The 15,000-nt window shown below is 58.9% G+C and carries 12 protein-coding genes; 6 read left to right on the forward strand and 6 right to left on the reverse strand.

Annotated elements, in window-relative coordinates:
* Nucleotides 1-18: 18 nt before the first annotated feature.
* Nucleotides 19-942 (forward strand): alpha/beta hydrolase, encoded by a 924-nt coding sequence (locus E5Q11_RS13315; protein ID WP_135803941.1) that lies wholly within the window; start codon nucleotides 19-21, stop codon nucleotides 940-942.
* A 56-nt stretch (nucleotides 943-998) separates the two neighbouring features.
* Nucleotides 999-1,796 (forward strand): SDR family oxidoreductase, encoded by a 798-nt coding sequence (locus E5Q11_RS13320; RefSeq protein ID WP_135803942.1) that lies wholly within the window; start codon nucleotides 999-1,001, stop codon nucleotides 1,794-1,796.
* 60 nt (nucleotides 1,797-1,856) lie between these two features.
* Here E5Q11_RS13320 and crp read toward each other — a convergent pair whose 3' ends face one another.
* Nucleotides 1,857-2,498 carry a cAMP-activated global transcriptional regulator CRP gene (crp, locus tag E5Q11_RS13325; RefSeq protein ID WP_036132755.1) on the reverse strand — a complete coding sequence of 214 codons (642 nt, stop codon included), beginning with the start codon at nucleotides 2,496-2,498 and terminating at the stop codon, nucleotides 1,857-1,859.
* Nucleotides 2,499-2,796: 298 nt separating this feature from the next.
* On the opposite strand from crp, the gene E5Q11_RS13330 reads away from it, so the two are divergent.
* The 3 genes from E5Q11_RS13330 to E5Q11_RS13340 all read left to right on the forward strand — a co-directional run bounded on the left by E5Q11_RS13330 (nucleotide 2,797) and on the right by E5Q11_RS13340 (nucleotide 5,199).
* On the forward strand, nucleotides 2,797-3,216 hold the full coding sequence (locus E5Q11_RS13330) for an OsmC family protein (RefSeq protein WP_135803943.1): 420 nt from the start codon (nucleotides 2,797-2,799) through the stop codon (nucleotides 3,214-3,216).
* A 187-nt stretch (nucleotides 3,217-3,403) separates the two neighbouring features.
* Nucleotides 3,404-4,195 (forward strand): adenosylmethionine decarboxylase, encoded by a 792-nt coding sequence (gene speD / locus E5Q11_RS13335; protein ID WP_135803944.1) that lies wholly within the window; start codon nucleotides 3,404-3,406, stop codon nucleotides 4,193-4,195.
* A gap of 146 nt (nucleotides 4,196-4,341) precedes the next feature.
* Nucleotides 4,342-5,199, forward strand: coding sequence for a pirin family protein (locus tag E5Q11_RS13340; RefSeq protein WP_135803945.1), 858 nt, complete (start codon nucleotides 4,342-4,344; stop codon nucleotides 5,197-5,199).
* A 31-nt stretch (nucleotides 5,200-5,230) separates the two neighbouring features.
* On the opposite strand, the gene E5Q11_RS13345 is transcribed toward E5Q11_RS13340, so the two are convergent.
* A complete protein-coding gene (locus tag E5Q11_RS13345; RefSeq protein ID WP_135803946.1) occupies nucleotides 5,231-6,097 on the reverse strand; it encodes a phosphoribulokinase in 867 nt (288 codons plus the stop codon).
* Nucleotides 6,098-6,107: 10 nt separating this feature from the next.
* Nucleotides 6,108-9,914 carry a DUF1631 family protein gene (locus E5Q11_RS13350; RefSeq protein ID WP_135803947.1) on the reverse strand — a complete coding sequence of 1,269 codons (3,807 nt, stop codon included), beginning with the start codon at nucleotides 9,912-9,914 and terminating at the stop codon, nucleotides 6,108-6,110.
* 179 nt (nucleotides 9,915-10,093) lie between these two features.
* Here E5Q11_RS13350 and E5Q11_RS13355 point away from each other — a divergent pair, with 179 nt between their 5' ends.
* The gene (locus E5Q11_RS13355; RefSeq protein WP_135803948.1) at nucleotides 10,094-11,176 is read left to right on the forward strand and encodes an aminopeptidase; all 1,083 of its coding nucleotides are present in this window, start codon (nucleotides 10,094-10,096) and stop codon (nucleotides 11,174-11,176) included.
* On the opposite strand, the gene argA is transcribed toward E5Q11_RS13355, so the two are convergent.
* The 3 genes from argA to E5Q11_RS13370 all read right to left on the reverse strand — a co-directional run bounded on the left by argA (nucleotide 11,147) and on the right by E5Q11_RS13370 (nucleotide 14,970).
* Nucleotides 11,147-12,457 carry an amino-acid N-acetyltransferase gene (gene argA / locus E5Q11_RS13360; protein WP_135803949.1) on the reverse strand — a complete coding sequence of 437 codons (1,311 nt, stop codon included), beginning with the start codon at nucleotides 12,455-12,457 and terminating at the stop codon, nucleotides 11,147-11,149. The two genes, E5Q11_RS13355 and argA, sit on opposite strands and share 30 nt — an antisense overlap.
* Before the next feature lie 86 nt (nucleotides 12,458-12,543).
* A complete protein-coding gene (gene argE / locus E5Q11_RS13365; protein WP_135803950.1) occupies nucleotides 12,544-13,704 on the reverse strand; it encodes an acetylornithine deacetylase in 1,161 nt (386 codons plus the stop codon).
* Between the two features lie 42 nt (nucleotides 13,705-13,746).
* Nucleotides 13,747-14,970: an acetylornithine deacetylase gene (locus E5Q11_RS13370; protein ID WP_135803951.1), complete on the reverse strand. Its 1,224-nt coding sequence runs from the start codon at nucleotides 14,968-14,970 to the stop codon at nucleotides 13,747-13,749.
* Nucleotides 14,971-15,000: the final 30 nt, after the last annotated feature.

Below are 15,000 nucleotides of genomic sequence, written 5' to 3' on the forward strand. Positions count from 1 at the left end.
ACAGACGGACCTGACCCAATGAACGCACAGGAACGCTTCATCACCAGCCCGGACGGCCATCAGATACCCCTGCTTTGCTGGGTTCCCGGCACTGACAGCGCCGAACCTGCCAGCCGCGTTTTGATCATAGCCCACGGCATGGCCGAACATGCGGCGCGCTATCAGCCTTTGGCTTTATGGCTGAACCAGCGGGGGGTTGCGGTTTATGCCATCCAGCATCGGGGTCATGGCCCCCATTGTCCGCCAGAGCAAAGAGGCCACTACGCCGATGAAGACGGCTGGCAGAAAGTGATTGATGATCTGGCGCAGGCGGTTCAACACCTTCGTTCTGAACACCCGGGCCTACCCCTAAGCCTGTTTGGTCACAGCATGGGGTCGTTTATTTCCCAGGCCTATGCCCAGCAGTACGGCAATGACATTGATAACCTTCTGCTGTGCGCCACCAACCGGATCGACCGCCTGAAGCTCAGCCCCTATCTGGGGCTGGTCAGGTTGATCAAACGGTCGCGGGGCAAACACCACCGCAGCCCGCTGATTGACCGGCTGTCGTTCGATGCCTTCAACCGGCAGTTTGCGCCCAACCGGACCGGCCATGACTGGCTCAGCCGAGATGCCGGGCAGGTAGATCGATACGAAGCGGACCCGCTATGCGGTTTTACCTGCACAGTGGGGCTCTGGAACGATTTTATCGGGGGTATGCTCAGCCTCAATCCGGATCAATGGCGAAAAGATCTGCCGGTGCACCTGATGGCCGGTGACCAGGACCCGGTCGGCGAAATGGGCAAGGGCTTCAAACGCCACATCGCCAACCTTCGCAAAGCCGGTGTCTGCGTTGCCTCTGAACGGCTGTTCGAAGGCGCCCGCCACGAACTGGTAAACGAAACCGTGGCCGATCAGGTGTGGCAGCATGTTTACCAGTGCCTTGTTTACTCAAAACCATGACGGCGACCGGCCCGGAGCGCTAAGATCAGGACCATTCCAAAAAAACAGGAGCAGGCATGTTTACCAATCGAGTAGTCTGGATTACCGGCGCGTCCTCCGGCATCGGCGAAGCACTGGCCGTGCGGTTCTCCCGGGATAACGCGCGGATTGTACTTTCCGCAAGGCGGCAACCGGAACTCGAGCGGGTGAAAAATCGCTGTATTGATGAAGGTGCGGCGGCATCAAACCTGTTTGTCCTGCCGTTGGACGTGACCGAACTGGATGCCCTGCCCGGTAAGGTGTCAGAGGTACTGGCGCATTTCGGCCAGATCGATCTGCTGATCAACAACGCCGGCCTGTCCCAGCGATCCCTGTGCAAAGACACCGAGCTGTCGGTCTATCAGAAGCTGCTGGATGTGGACGTAATGGGGCAGATTGCGCTTACCAAGGCTGTCCTGCCCCACATGCTGGAGCGCCGGTCCGGCCACCTTGCCGTTACCGCCAGCGTTGCCGGCAAGGTCGGGGTTCCATTACGCACCGGTTATTGCGCCGCCAAACACGCCGTCATGGGCTTCTTCGATGCCCTGCGCGCCGAGGTGGAAGACGAGGGTATTCTGGTGTCTACCATCACCCCGGGCTTTATCCGGACCGACATTTCCCGCAATGCGCTGTCTGCGGACGGTTCGGCTTTTGGTGAAGAAGACGAAAATATCGCCGGTGGCATGGATGTGAACGAATGCGCGGACGTCATCGTCCAGGGTCTTGGCAAAGCCCGACGCGAAATTCCCGTCGGTAAAGGAAAGGAAATGGCCGCCCTCTGGGTGAAACGCCTGGCGCCGGAAATGATGTTCAAACTCGCCAGAAAACAGGGCTGACCGGCACCTCAATCGGTTTTTTTGCGGTACCGGCCTCCACGCCCTTTCGGTTGGCAGGATTCAGCGGGTGCCGTAAACCACCATGGTCTTGCCTTTGACACGGACCAGGCCCTGATCTTCCAGGGTTTTGAGAACCCGGCCGACCATCTCCCGGGAGCAGCCCACGATGCGGCCAATTTCCTGCCGGGTAATCTTGATCTGCATGCCGTCCGGATGAGTCATGGCGTCCGGCTCCTTGCACAGGTCCAGCAGGGTGCGGGCAACACGGCCGGTAACATCCAGAAATGCAAGATCGCCGACCTTGCGTGTGGTCTGGCGCAGGCGGGACGCCATCTGCTCGCCAATGAAGTAGAGGACCCTCGGATCCTGCTGGGCAATCTCGCGGAATTTGGTGTAGCTGATTTCAGCCACTTCGCATTCGCTCTTGGCTTTGACCCAGGCGCTGCGGGAGTCCATGTTGTCGAACAGCCCCATTTCGCCGAAAAAGTCCCCGGCGTTCAGATAAGCCATGATCATTTCACGACCGTCGTCGTCTTCAATAATCACGGTGACCGATCCCTTGACGATGTAGAACAGGGAATCGCTTTTATCGCCAGCGTAAATGATGGTGCTTTTGGCGGGGTAACGCCGACGATGGCATTGGGACAGGAAATAATCCAGGTGCTTGGTCTTCTGTTCAACCGGCTTGACGATAGTAGCCATAATGCGGGTCATGCCTCCTTAGAACTGGCGGGAATTCAGGTATTGTTATTATTCACCCTGCTTTCCGTGCGGGTTTTCATGAATGAGCGGACCTTATAACAAGAAGGCACCGGATCGGCAACTGGAATCAGTATAGACCAGATCGCTGATCCTGCCCTGTCCTGCCCTGCCCACATGGATCAGGCCAGCGCCCCTTCAAATTGGTGACCGGCCCGATACCGGGCGTACTGCCTCACACTTGAACGATATGCTAGCATCCTTGACCAGTTGACCCTGAACGGATTGGAGCGAAAAACCGATGAAAGCAACCATTGACTGGACCGGCGACGCCGGCTTCAAGGCCACCAGCGGCAGTGGCCATGCGGTTCAGGTGGACGGGCCACCGGATCACGGCGGCAAAAACCAGGGGCCACGCCCCATGGAGTTGGTATTGATGGGCCTGGGCGCCTGCTCGTCGTTCGACGTTATGAGCATTCTTAAAAGGAGCCGGCAGGACGTCACTGACTGCCACACCGAACTGGAAGCGGAACGGGCGGACGCAGTCCCCTCGGTCTTCACCGCAATCCATCTGCATTTTGTGGTCACCGGCCACGACCTGAAAGAGAACCTGGTCAAACGCGCTGTCAGCCTGTCGGCTGAAAAATACTGTTCAGCGTCTATCATGCTGGGAAAGGCCGGGGTAGAAATTACCCACAGTTACGAGGTCCGGGCTGCATAGTCCGGCTGGGCATGGGCGGCCGTGTCATCGGGAAATTACGGATGCGTCGGCCGGGCCACACACTACCCATTTGGCACACCAATGTGCATAATACGCGGCTTTCTTAGCCGGTCTGCGTAGAGTGGCAGCTTAATTCATTTCCGGATTTATCCGGACCCCTGTCCGAACCCTTGGAGGGAGGCTGAACATGGAATCCAAACTACAGCTTCATGGTTTTAACAACCTGACCAAATCGCTGAGTTTCAACATCTATGACATCTGTTACGCGCAGACCGAAGAACAGCGTAAAGCCTACATTGATTACATCGACGAGATGTACAACGCCGAGCGCCTGACCCAGATCCTGTCTGATGTGGTCAAGATCATCGGCGCCAATATCCTTAACATCGCGCGCCAGGACTACGAGCCCCATGGTGCGTCAGTGACCATGCTGATCGCTGAACATGAAATCAGCGAGGGCGAGCCGGATAATGAAGAGTCCCCGGGCCCGCTGCCGGACACCATTCTGGCCCACCTGGACAAGAGCCATGTGACGGTGCACACCTATCCGGAAAGCCATCCTTACGAAGGCATCAGCACCTTCCGGGCCGACATCGACGTGTCTACCTGCGGCCTGATCTCGCCATTGAAGGTACTGAACTACCTGATCCACAGCTTCGATTCCGATGTGGTCACCGTTGATTACCGGGTGCGTGGATTTACCCGCGACGTCGATGGCCGGAAGCACTACATCGACCACGACATCAACTCGATCCAGAACTATCTGACCGAGGACACTCAGAACGCCTACCAGATGATTGACGTCAACGTGTATCAGGAAAACCTGTTCCACACCAAGATGATGCTCAAGAACTTCAAGCTGGATAACTACGTGTTCGGAGTGAACGCTGACGATCTGGAACCGCAGGAAGCCCAGTCCATCGAGGACCGCCTGCGCCGGGAAATGCTCGAGATTTTCTACTCCCGTAACGTCGAATAGAACGCCCGGAGCGGTTCCGGCCAGCCTTCACAGCCTCCCCCGGCCGGAACCGTCAGTTTTTTTGATGACCCCCTCCAGATTTCTTCGGTTTATAGTTCCCCTGTATTGGACTGTAATGAATCCATCAACTGAATCAGGAGGCCGCTATGTCACTCAGAACCGTTACCCGCCGAATTGCTGCCATGGAAACCTCCGATGGCGCCGGGGTTCGCATCAAGCGCTCATTGGGCCAGAGCCCCCATACCCGGCTTGACCCCTATCTGATGCTGGACGAGTTCGGCTCGGACGAACCCCAGGATTACATTGCCGGCTTTCCATCCCACCCACATCGCGGCTTTGAAACTGTGACCTATATGATCGAAGGCCACATGCTGCATGAGGATCATCTGGGTAACCGTGGCAACCTGAAAAATGGCGGAGTTCAGTGGATGACCGCCGGGCGCGGCATTGTCCATTCAGAAATGCCCCAGCAGGAATCCGGGCAGATGCGGGGGTTTCAGCTGTGGCTGAACCTGCCAGCGGCTGAAAAGATGAAGCCCGCGGGCTACCGCGATATACAGCCAGAGGACATTCCCGACCTGCGCCTGGGCGATGCCCGGATCAAGCTGGTTGCCGGAACCCTGACGATTGATGGGCAGGCTCGGGAAGGAGCCGTGACCGGTGGGTCAACACAGCCGCTCTATGCCGATATTCACCTACCGGCAAACGGCGAGGTTCAGGTGCCAGTAGCAGATGCACTGGCAGGACTGGTGTACCTGTACGAGGGTGCCGCTGCACTGAACACTGAAACTGGCCCGGAAGACCTGACCCGGTCAACCGCGCACGTCCTGTCGGAAGGCGATAGCATCAGCCTGCGTGCAGGCGCAGAAGGCGCCCGTTTGCTGCTGATTGCCGGGCGACCGATTGGCGAGCCGGTGGTTCAGTATGGCCCGTTCGTTATGAACAGCCGCGAGGAAATCGAGCAGACGCTGCAGGACTATCGTGACGGTCGCCTGACCGCCTGAGGCAGGTCAGCAAAACCCAGGCAAGTGGCGCTCAGGCGAAGGGCTTGTGCGCCATCAGTTCGAGCACCATCGGGCGCATGATCAGGTCCATGGCCAGTGACAGCTTGGTGCCGGGAATGACCAGGGTGTCGTAGCGGGACAGATGGCTGCCGGCAATCATCTGCAGCAGGTAGGGGAAGTCCACCTCCGAAGACTCCCGGAAACGGATCACCACCATACTCTCGTCTTCCGTGGGCACATCGCGCACGACGAACGGGTTGGAGGTATCCACCAGGGGAATGCGCTGGAAGTTCACGTGCGTGTGCGCAAACTGCGGCACGATGTCGTGAACGTAATCATCCATCCGGTTGATGATGGTTTCCACAACGGCGTCCTGGGAATAGCCCCGTTTGTGGGTGTCCCGGTGAATCTTCTGGATCCACTCCAGATTGACAATGGGTACCACGCCCACCAGCAGGTCCACATACTGGGCAATGTTGTAGCTCTCGCTGATAACCCCGCCATGCAGACCTTCGTAGAACAGCAGGTCAGTGTCCGGTGCCAGCGGCCCCCAGGGCGTGAAGGTGCCGGGCTTGTGGCCGGCCTCAACCAGCCGGCGATCTTCATCATGCACATACTGGCGGAACTGGCCGTTGCCGGTGTGGCCGTAGTCATGAAAGAGGGCTTCCAGCCGGTCGATATGATTGGCCGCCAGCGCAAAGTGGTTGCGCTCACCAAACTGACCCTTGGCGGCCAGGCGAGCCATCTGGGCGCGGTTGTAGCGGTGAAAACTGTCACCGCCCACCATGGCGGCATGCAGACCTTCACTGGCGAATAACCGACGGAAGATGCGGCCGGTTGTCGTGGTGCCAGCCCCGGAGGACCCGGTAACCGCTATGATCGGGTGACGTTTGGACATGGCGAAAACTTCAGTCGAGGCTGCTCAGCAGTCTGGGTTTCTCGATAACAAAACCCTGAGCATAATCAGCGCCCAGGCCTGTCAGGGTATCCAGCACTGTACGGGTTTCCACCTGAGACGCAATCACCTCACGCTTCATGTAATGCGCCATATCGATCATCGATTTGACCATGGCCCTGTCGGTTTCGCTCTTGTCCAGCTCACGGGTGAAGGCGCTGTCGAGCTTGATCAGGTCCACCGGCAGGCTGCGCAGGAATTGGAATGAGGTTGGCCCGGTGCCGAAGTCTCCCAGGCAGAACCGGCAACCCAGCTCTTTCATTTCCTCAACAAACTCGGAAATACTCTGCAGGTCGTTGATGGCAGAAGCTTCGGTGATTTCGAACCAGAGCCGCTCAATGGGCGCGTCCTTCTGGCTCAGTTTGTCGTAGATGAATTCCATCAGCGACTGATCGTTCAGCGAGTGCCCCGACAGGTTAATGCAGATGCCGCCCATATGGGCCGGGTCCGGCGCCTTGTCTCGCAGCCAGTCCAGCACGTGGCCTACCACCCAGCGGTCTACCGCCTGCATGCGGTCATAGCGCTCCGCCATACGCACGAAATCCTTGCCGGTAATCAGGTTACCGGTGTCGTCATACATACTGATCAGAATTTCATACTGGGGCGACATGATGGTGTCCGCGTGCAGCGGTATCATTTTCTGACATCGCAAAAGCATCCGCTCTTCGTTCAGGTCGCCCAGGCTGGCAACCTTGGCGGCAATCTGGTCCTGTCGCGCCTGGTCGTGTGCATCAAGAGAGTATTCGATGACCTTGCCATGACCGCGTTTTTTCGCGCTTTTCATGGCCTCTTCGGACGCTTTCAGCCAGCGCTCGGCATCTGCCAGCCCAGGCAGCTCGGCGGCCAGGCCGGCACTGGCTGAGAGGTGATAGATGCCGGTATCAAACTTGAATTCGGTTTTCTCGATGGCGTCGACAATACCCCGGGCACCTTCGAGGGCATTCTCCGCCGGTAACATCAGGGCAAACTCGTTACCCGACAGACGGGCCAGGGGCATACCATCACCCACATGACTGCGCAGGATGTCTGCCACCTGCTTCAGGGCCTGGTCACCGGCCTGATAGCCGGCGGTGTCGTTCAGCAGCCGGAACTGTCGCAGGTCCAGCCGCACCAGAGCACGCTCGTCTTCGCGGATAACCAGCTGCTGCTCGAGCATACGCTCGAATTCCCGGCGGCCCAGCAGACCGGTCAGATCATCGTGGGTGGACGCCCAGGAAAGCTGGTCATAGACCTTTTTCACCATTCGATCAATGCTTTCATCCACCAGCGGCCGTTCGTACTGGCTGTCTGGCACAATCACGCCCTTACGCATCTGCTGAGCCAGGGCTTCCAGTTCAAGTTCAACCACTCTCATGCCCTGATGGTTCACAAACACAAACCGGCTAAAGCCACGGGCCACCCAAACCAGGCGGATATACTGGGGATCATCAGGCTTGTCCTGATCCCGCATCCAGTCACCGGTGCGCAACTGCTGGGCGCGGTTTACCCAGCGCTGCAGGCTGCGCTGTTCGCGCTCCGACAGAGTCTTCTCGCTCGTCTCCTTGGACCGCGACAGCGGCATTTCCACCATCTCAACCGGATGGGCCGGGCCACGCACCAGGAACTGCTTGAGTTCGTCACGAATCTGCGACGACGGCATATGGTTGCTGGAGATCGAAGACAGCCCGTCCTGAATCACCCGCAGTAATTCCGGCAGGTTGATATTGCTCTGGGGGTCCTCGGCGAACGTCATCAGCGAATCGATAACCGACAGATAATCCTGCCAGAGTGGGCTTTCTTCCCCCTGCCGTATCCAGGTCAGAGAAAGCAGATCCCGCCAACCGCCGTCCAGCAGGCTCATGACTGCACGGGGTACTGAGCGCCCGCCCAGCTTCTGGTCCAGAACCCGTGTGACTGCCTGCTTGGATTCCGCGACTTTCTGGGCACCTTCGGCTGCGGCGGTTACCCGCTCTACATTGCGGCGGTACACCAGGTTCTGACGGTCGATCAGCATGTCCAGCTCGCCGACAGCGCTGTCGAAAACGCCGGTGTCCTGTTCGAAATCGGCGCTGATGCGCTGAATCAGCTCGTCGATGCGCCGCTGAACCACCGGGTTGATGCGCCCACCTTTGACACCGAGTTGCGCCAGACGATCCATCACGCCGCGCACCGGGCTGTCTCTGTCTTCAAAGAATTCCGGGTCACGCATGACCACCTTCAGCACCGGTACTTCCAGCGCACGCATACGTTCCCGCGCGTATTCGCTCAATTTCGGGCTTTCAACCACGCTGCTGAAAAAACGGTCGACCACATCCACTGTTGCCTGCTGCTCTTCCCCCAGGGCGTGCCTGCCGCTCTCCTTGACCCGCTCGATCACCCTTTCTTTCAGCGTGGTTCCGGCTTCTGCAGGAACGGTTTCCACCTGCATCTGCTGCAGCTGTTTATGAAACTCGCCAGCGGAAAGCTCGCGGGCACCGGGCTCGAAGGCAACCGGCTCCGGGTCGCCCCTGGCGATGCGGCTTGAAGACAAGGTGCCCAGAAGACTTCTCACCGTGGCAAATGCGGTTTGGGCGGCGGACGAATAGCCACGGAATTCAGCAGACGACCGATGCCCCGGAAACCGTTTTCGAAAAGCCGATTCCCTGGGCTGGGCCGCCTGGCCTTCCTGCCCGGCCGCCCGGGCTGACGCCGCCGCCCCTGGGCTGTCGGCCGGCCCGGCGGACGATACGGCTTTGGCCTCCGGTTGTGCTTGAGATTTCGTCTCTGCTTTGGCCTCAGGTTTTAAAGGCGTCTGCTCACTGAGGTATTTGCTCAGATCCAGGTCCGGCAGCACACCGTGACGGATCAGAATATTATTGAGCTCCTGGTACATGGGTTCCAGATTTTTGAGCACGACTCGATCAAACACCCGCAGGCAGATTTTTTCCACGTCGCGGCTTGCTTTCAACTGGCTTAGCCCGGCATGAAAGGCCTCACAGACCAGCGCTGGCCCCAGCGGGTTATGATGTCCGGTAGCGTTGGACACCCCCAGTTTGTCGAGCCGCAGTTTGAGCTGCAGCAGATCCCCGCGGTACTGGGTATCGGCCTTGGTCACCATTACCCGCAGAGTCAGCCAGTCCTCAAACTCGCCCTTGTCAACAACAGAGAGCTCGGCGCCCGGCGCGCCCCGGGGAGCCGGTTTTAGCGGTGATTCCAGGCTTTTTGCCATCTGGTGCCAGATAATCCGCTGGCGAGCTTCAAGCTGACCGGATGCATCCATCAGTTCGTTGGCCTGCTGGTTGTTACCGGCTTTCTGGGCAGCCTCTTTCAGGCTGGAAACCATTTCCACCAGAGCTGTGTCCATTAAGGGCTCAATGAACTGGATAACCGCTTTGGCAGCCTGATGCAGTACAAACTGGATCCGGTCACTGGGGGCTTTCAGTGATACCCGCCCCTGGTCGCGATTGGCACCGACCTGGGCAAGCATGGCGTTGATGGCTTCGGTATTGGGCCGGGTGAAACTGACCCCCATGGCACCGTCGATACGGCGGCGCACGTCCACATGCAACTCATGGAGCTTGCGCCCGTCGGTACTGCGAAAACGGACTCTGAGATCCTTGGCGGATTTGTTCTGAAGCAGTTGATCGAGCTTACGGGAGGTATCGCCAGAATAGCGAACGAACAGTCCTTCCGCGCAGAAGTCTGCAATCTGACAGGGCAGGGTCTGGCCATTGCCCAGATCAAGTTGGGCCGCAAGTTTTATCGGTTTGCGGGTACTCGAACGACGTTCTTTCGGATCCATGAACTACCTGATTATTGGTAACACCGGCGACCCATTTAGGGGTCAGGATTCTAGTCACCGGCCGGCTTCCCTGAACAGGGTTCCATTACTACGTGATCACCGATGACCGCCGACTGTGATAGCGTAATAATGACACCGTTCCCGCTGGTCCAGCCAGCTAAAATAGAACCGCCAGACCTATGAACCAGCTTAGTCAGATCTATCCTTTTACGCTACTTATAGTGACGTGTTTCACAATTTTTTCTGGTTGTTCTTCAATCAGCTACTACCACCAGGCCGCCACCGGCCACCTGTCTCTGATGATGGCGACCGAACCGGTGACAGACTGGCTGGCGGCCCCCGACACCCCCGCACCTCTGAAACAAAAGCTGCAACTTTCGCAGCAGGCGCGCCGGTTCGCCAGAGACCAACTGAAACTCCCGGTCGGCGACGCATTCACCCAGTATACGGAACTTGAGCGGCCGTGGGTTCTTGTCAACCTGGTGGCGGTGCCGGAATTCTCACTGGACCCCAACCAGTGGTGCTATCCGTTCATCGGTTGTCAGGCCTATCGGGGCTACTACGCCATCGAGGATGCCCGGGCCGAGGCCGAAAAATTCGCCAATCAGGGCTACGATATATTCATCGGCGGCGTGACCGCCTATTCCACCCTGGGCTGGTTCGACGACCCGCTTCACACCGGCTTTACACGATTGTCGGACGCCAGAATGGTAGCGCTGATGTTCCATGAACTCGCCCATCAGGTGGTCTATATCCCCGAAGACACCGCCTTCAACGAGAGCTTTGCCACCGCCGTTGAACTCGAAGGCCTGCGACTGTGGCTGGAAAAACAGGGTGACACCACCGGTTTTGAACAGGCACTGCAACGGCTTAACCAGCGCAATCAGACACTGGCTCTGGTCGAACAGATTGCCGAACAACTAAGACAGCTTTACGAGCAGGCTGAACGGCTGACCGACGCTGAAATGCGACAACGCAAAGCAGACCTTTTCAGCCAGCTTCGGGAGGATTATCTGGAGCTTGCTGCAAAGTGGCAAGAGCCGGGGCCCTTCGGCGAGACGCCCGGGGCACTCAACAACGCCAACCTGGCTTTGTTCCGACAGTACAATCAGCATGTTCCGGCCTTCCGGCAGCTGTTCCGGGACTCCGCAAGGCAGTTCGATGACTTCTATCAAGCCGTTGAGACCCTCTCAGCCCTGGGCCCAGAGCAACGGGACCGGCGCCTCAAAGCCCTAAACCAGCGGTTTGACGAAAACCTTTGATTTGCGCTCAACGTTGTAGGACGCAAGCTTGGGCCCCGGCAACTCCTGAACCGAGGATGGCCGGAAACCCCGCTCCCGGAACCAGTGTTCAGTCTGGGTAGTCAGCGCGAACAGACGCTCTATGCCATGGCCACGGGCCAGTTTTTCGATCATCGCCAGGATGTCATCACCGCGCCCGGCACGCCGGTAGGCCTGATCCACCACAAAACAGGACAGCTCACCGGCGCCCTCTTCCGGGTAATGGTGCAGGGCCGCACAACCGACGATGGTGCCGTCCCTTTCTGCCACCACATAGCGGCTGATTTCGGTTTCCAGCATTTCCCGGGAACGGCGTACCAGTATGCCCTGTTCTTCCAGGGGCTGTATCAGGCCCAGGATACCGCCAATGTCTTCGACCCTTGCCTGGCGAATCTGCTCGTAGTTGTCACCGCTGACCAGAGTGCCGGAGCCGTCCCGGGTGAACAGCTCTTCCAGCAGTGCACCGTCCTGCACATAGCTGATGATGTGGGCCCGGCGAACGCCTTTGACACAGGCATCGCAGGCGGCCTTCAAAAGGTCGCCGTCATGGCCTTCCACCTTGCCGGCGGACAGACGCTCGGTCGCCTGCTTGGCGGTCAGCTCACGGATCAGCGAACCGTCGTCTTCCGGCAGGCCCTGATTCTCGGTGAACATGATCAGTTTTTCTGCCTGCAGTGCTACCGCCACCTGGCTGCCCACATCCTCGTAGGACAGATTGAAGGCGTCGCCGGTGGGCGAGTATCCCAGGGGTGGTAGCAGCACTATGTGCCCCAGCTCCAGCAGTTTTTCGATGCCGGCAACGTCGACCCGACGTACCCGGCCGGTATGACCAAAATCGATGCCATCCAGCACACCGACCGGGCGGGCGGTCACGTAATTTCCGCTGCTGACCCTGATGCGCGCGTTGTGCATGGGTGAATTCACCAGCCCCATGGACAGTTGGCTTTCCAGGTGGGCCCGCAGGCCCCCGATGGCTTCAAGCACTGGCAACAGCTGGGATTCGGGCGTTACCCGCAGGCCTCGGTGAAACACCGACTCCGCGCCAATGGCGTCCAGCCGCGTCTGAATCTGCGGGCGGGCGCCGAAGGCCACAACGAGGCGAATGCCCAGGCTGCTCAGCAGGGCAATATCGTGGATGATGTTGATCAGATTGCTGTGGGCAATGGCATCACCGCCGATGGTCAGCACCACCGTGCGTCCCCGGTGGGCGTTGATATAGGGCGATGAATGACGGAAGCCGTGCAACCATTCGTTCGATTTCAAACTCTTCTCCTGCGAGTTTTCGGCCTTTGGAGTATGCCGGGTATTGACCGGACCCTCGTTTTACTTCTGAGCTGCCGTCAGGCGGTTTACAGGCAAAACTCTTGTATCAATCCCTTGAGAATTTTAACCGCCGGATCTAACTGTGACAGCTCCAGAAACTCATCCGGCTGATGCGCCTGGTCAATAGAGCCCGGGCCCATGACCAGGGTTTCCAGGCCGAGCTTCTGTAGCCAGGGGGCTTCGGTGGCGAAAGCCACGGCTTCGGCGGTGTGCCCGGTCAGCTTTTCACAGGCTCGGACCAGCTGGGCGTCGGCCGGGGTTTCAAAGGGCGGCACCCCGTCAAACAGCGGCTCGAATTCCATGGCCAGGCCCCGGCGGTCTGCCACCGGCTTCAGGCTCTGCAGAATGGACTGGCGCAAAGCGTCCATATCCATACCCGGTAATGGCCGCAGATCAAAGTGCAGTTCGCAGCGGGCGCAGATACGGTTGGGGTTGTCACCGCCGTGGATACAGCCCAGATTCATGGTGGGCACCTGCACCCGGAAATTCGGATTGCTGTACTGTTCCTGCCAGCCTTTTCGCAGCGCCAACAGGTGTCCAAGCGCCTCATGCATGCCTTCCATCGCATTGTTGCCCAATGCGGGGTCGGATGAATGCCCGGATTGCCCCTCGAACACAAGGCGCTCCATCATGATGCCTTTGTGCATGCGCACCGGCTTGAGCCCGGTCGGTTCGCCAATAACGGCATAGCGGGCCTTGGGCCGGCCGGCTTCCGCCAGGGCACGGGCGCCGTTCATGGAGCTTTCTTCATCCGCCGTGGCCAAAATGATCAGCGGCTGTTTCAGGTCCTGACCAACGAAAGCTTTTGCTGCTTCGATGGCCAGCGGGAAGAAACCTTTCATGTCGCAGGTGCCAAGACCATACCAGCGGTTATCCCGCTCGGTCAGGCTGAAAGGGTCGCTCTTCCAGCGTTTGTCATCAAAAGGCACGGTATCGGTGTGGCCAGACAGCACCAGGCCGCCGGGCCCGCGGCCGAGGGTGGCAATCATGTTGACCTTGCCGGGCATGCCGGGCACGTCCAGTATTTCCACCTCGAACCCCATGGGCTCAAGCCATTCGGCCAGGGTGCGGACCACCGGTTCATTGCTGTGGTCCCACTCGGGCGAGGCGCTGCTGATGGACGGCTGGGCAATCAGTCGGGTCAGCATGTCCCGGATACCGGGAAGATGTTCTGTGGATCCTGACATTATAAAACGGACCTCCGCCCCTGGACGGAGCCAGGGAAAAACTCAGGGATTCTGGCTGCGGCGCCAGACTTCAAATGTTTCGATCAGGCGGATGGCAATCGGGTAGGCAACCTCACCGCCGCCCACCAGTCGCACAACCTCCATTCGGTCATCATTGATACCCGCCAGACGACCTTCCACCACATTACCATTAGCCAGGGTGACTCTCACTGTCTGGCCGGTCAATTCGGCGGCATTGTCAGTTTCTGCAAGCTGCCAGCCCGCCTGCCCCGGTCCGGCGCCGTCTACAATTGGCTCCATGGCTTCGGTGGGAACGGCCTCCGGCTCAGGATCCGCCGCCGACAGATAAACATCCGGAACCCGTGAACCGTTGTAGGTCACGAAGGGTTCGGCGGCACCCACTGGCACACCCCATAGTGGCTGACCGGGGCTCAGTTCAAGCCCGAGTTCACCGCCTTCGGTCAGCCATTGACGATAAAGCGCAATCAGCTGATCACTGGGGGTGAACCCGCGAGCCGCCAGCGCCATTCTGAACGAGTCCATCACGGTACGGGTCCAGTCCGCCGTTTCCAGGCCGGCCTCCCGTGAACAGTAAGCAGATATCCGCCGCATCAGGCCGCCATCGCGAATGGTGACGGTCATCGGCTGAGTGCTTGAAGTCAAAACCGCTTCCGGATCCAGCGGATTCAGCCGGGCTCCGGGCCAGTCGATTTCAACGCTGCCGGTCTCGATGGTTGTAATCTCAGCGTAAAGCGATTCCGGCTCCTGGCGAATCAGGACTTCCCCTGCGAGCCCCAGCACACCCAGGCGCAACAGGTCACCACTGCCCAGTTGCTGACGGTGATCAGGACCGCATACCGGGGCGAACAGCACCGGAGCCTCGGCTTCATCGGTCGCCGTGACCCAGTTCCTGAACAACGCATCATCCAGCGCCATGGACAGCTTTTCGCCTCGCAGGCGCCACTGGGAAGGCAGAGAGGATGGATCGAGCAACGCATTGACCAGGGCAACCGGTGAGCCGACCTCAAAGCTCAGACGCCCGATCCGCACAGGCTGGGACAGGCGGAAATCCTCATAGTGACCATCGATCAGAGTCAGGGAGCCCTCGAGGCCGGAACGGATACTGCCAGGGTCAATCACCCCGATGTCATCCACCGCCTGGTCAGCCTCAGACAGACGTTGGTCTGCCAGCCACCAGACCCCGCCTTTGAACGCCAGGTAGCCAGCCAGGGCCAGAAAAACCAACAGGGTCAGCAGGCGCTTCATGGTTCAGTCCTTATTCAGCCGGACAGTATC

The sequence above is a fragment of the Marinobacter confluentis genome, from assembly GCF_004785685.1.
Lineage (GTDB): Bacteria > Pseudomonadota > Gammaproteobacteria > Pseudomonadales > Oleiphilaceae > Marinobacter > Marinobacter confluentis.

Excerpts from the sequence above, each read along its gene's own strand:
- E5Q11_RS13315 (WP_135803941.1), top strand. The coding sequence starts at position 19 with ATGAACGCACAGGAACGCTTCATCACCAGCCCGGACGGCCATCAGATA.
- E5Q11_RS13320 (WP_135803942.1), top strand. The coding sequence starts at position 999 with ATGTTTACCAATCGAGTAGTCTGGATTACCGGCGCGTCCTCCGGCATC.
- crp (WP_036132755.1), bottom strand. The coding sequence starts at position 2,498 with ATGGCTACTATCGTCAAGCCGGTTGAACAGAAGACCAAGCACCTGGAT.
- E5Q11_RS13330 (WP_135803943.1), top strand. The coding sequence starts at position 2,797 with ATGAAAGCAACCATTGACTGGACCGGCGACGCCGGCTTCAAGGCCACC.
- speD (WP_135803944.1), top strand. The coding sequence starts at position 3,404 with ATGGAATCCAAACTACAGCTTCATGGTTTTAACAACCTGACCAAATCG.
- E5Q11_RS13340 (WP_135803945.1), top strand. The coding sequence starts at position 4,342 with ATGTCACTCAGAACCGTTACCCGCCGAATTGCTGCCATGGAAACCTCC.
- E5Q11_RS13345 (WP_135803946.1), bottom strand. The coding sequence starts at position 6,097 with ATGTCCAAACGTCACCCGATCATAGCGGTTACCGGGTCCTCCGGGGCT.
- E5Q11_RS13350 (WP_135803947.1), bottom strand. The coding sequence starts at position 9,914 with ATGGATCCGAAAGAACGTCGTTCGAGTACCCGCAAACCGATAAAACTT.
- E5Q11_RS13355 (WP_135803948.1), top strand. The coding sequence starts at position 10,094 with ATGAACCAGCTTAGTCAGATCTATCCTTTTACGCTACTTATAGTGACG.
- argE (WP_135803950.1), bottom strand. The coding sequence starts at position 13,704 with ATGTCAGGATCCACAGAACATCTTCCCGGTATCCGGGACATGCTGACC.
- E5Q11_RS13370 (WP_135803951.1), bottom strand. The coding sequence starts at position 14,970 with ATGAAGCGCCTGCTGACCCTGTTGGTTTTTCTGGCCCTGGCTGGCTAC.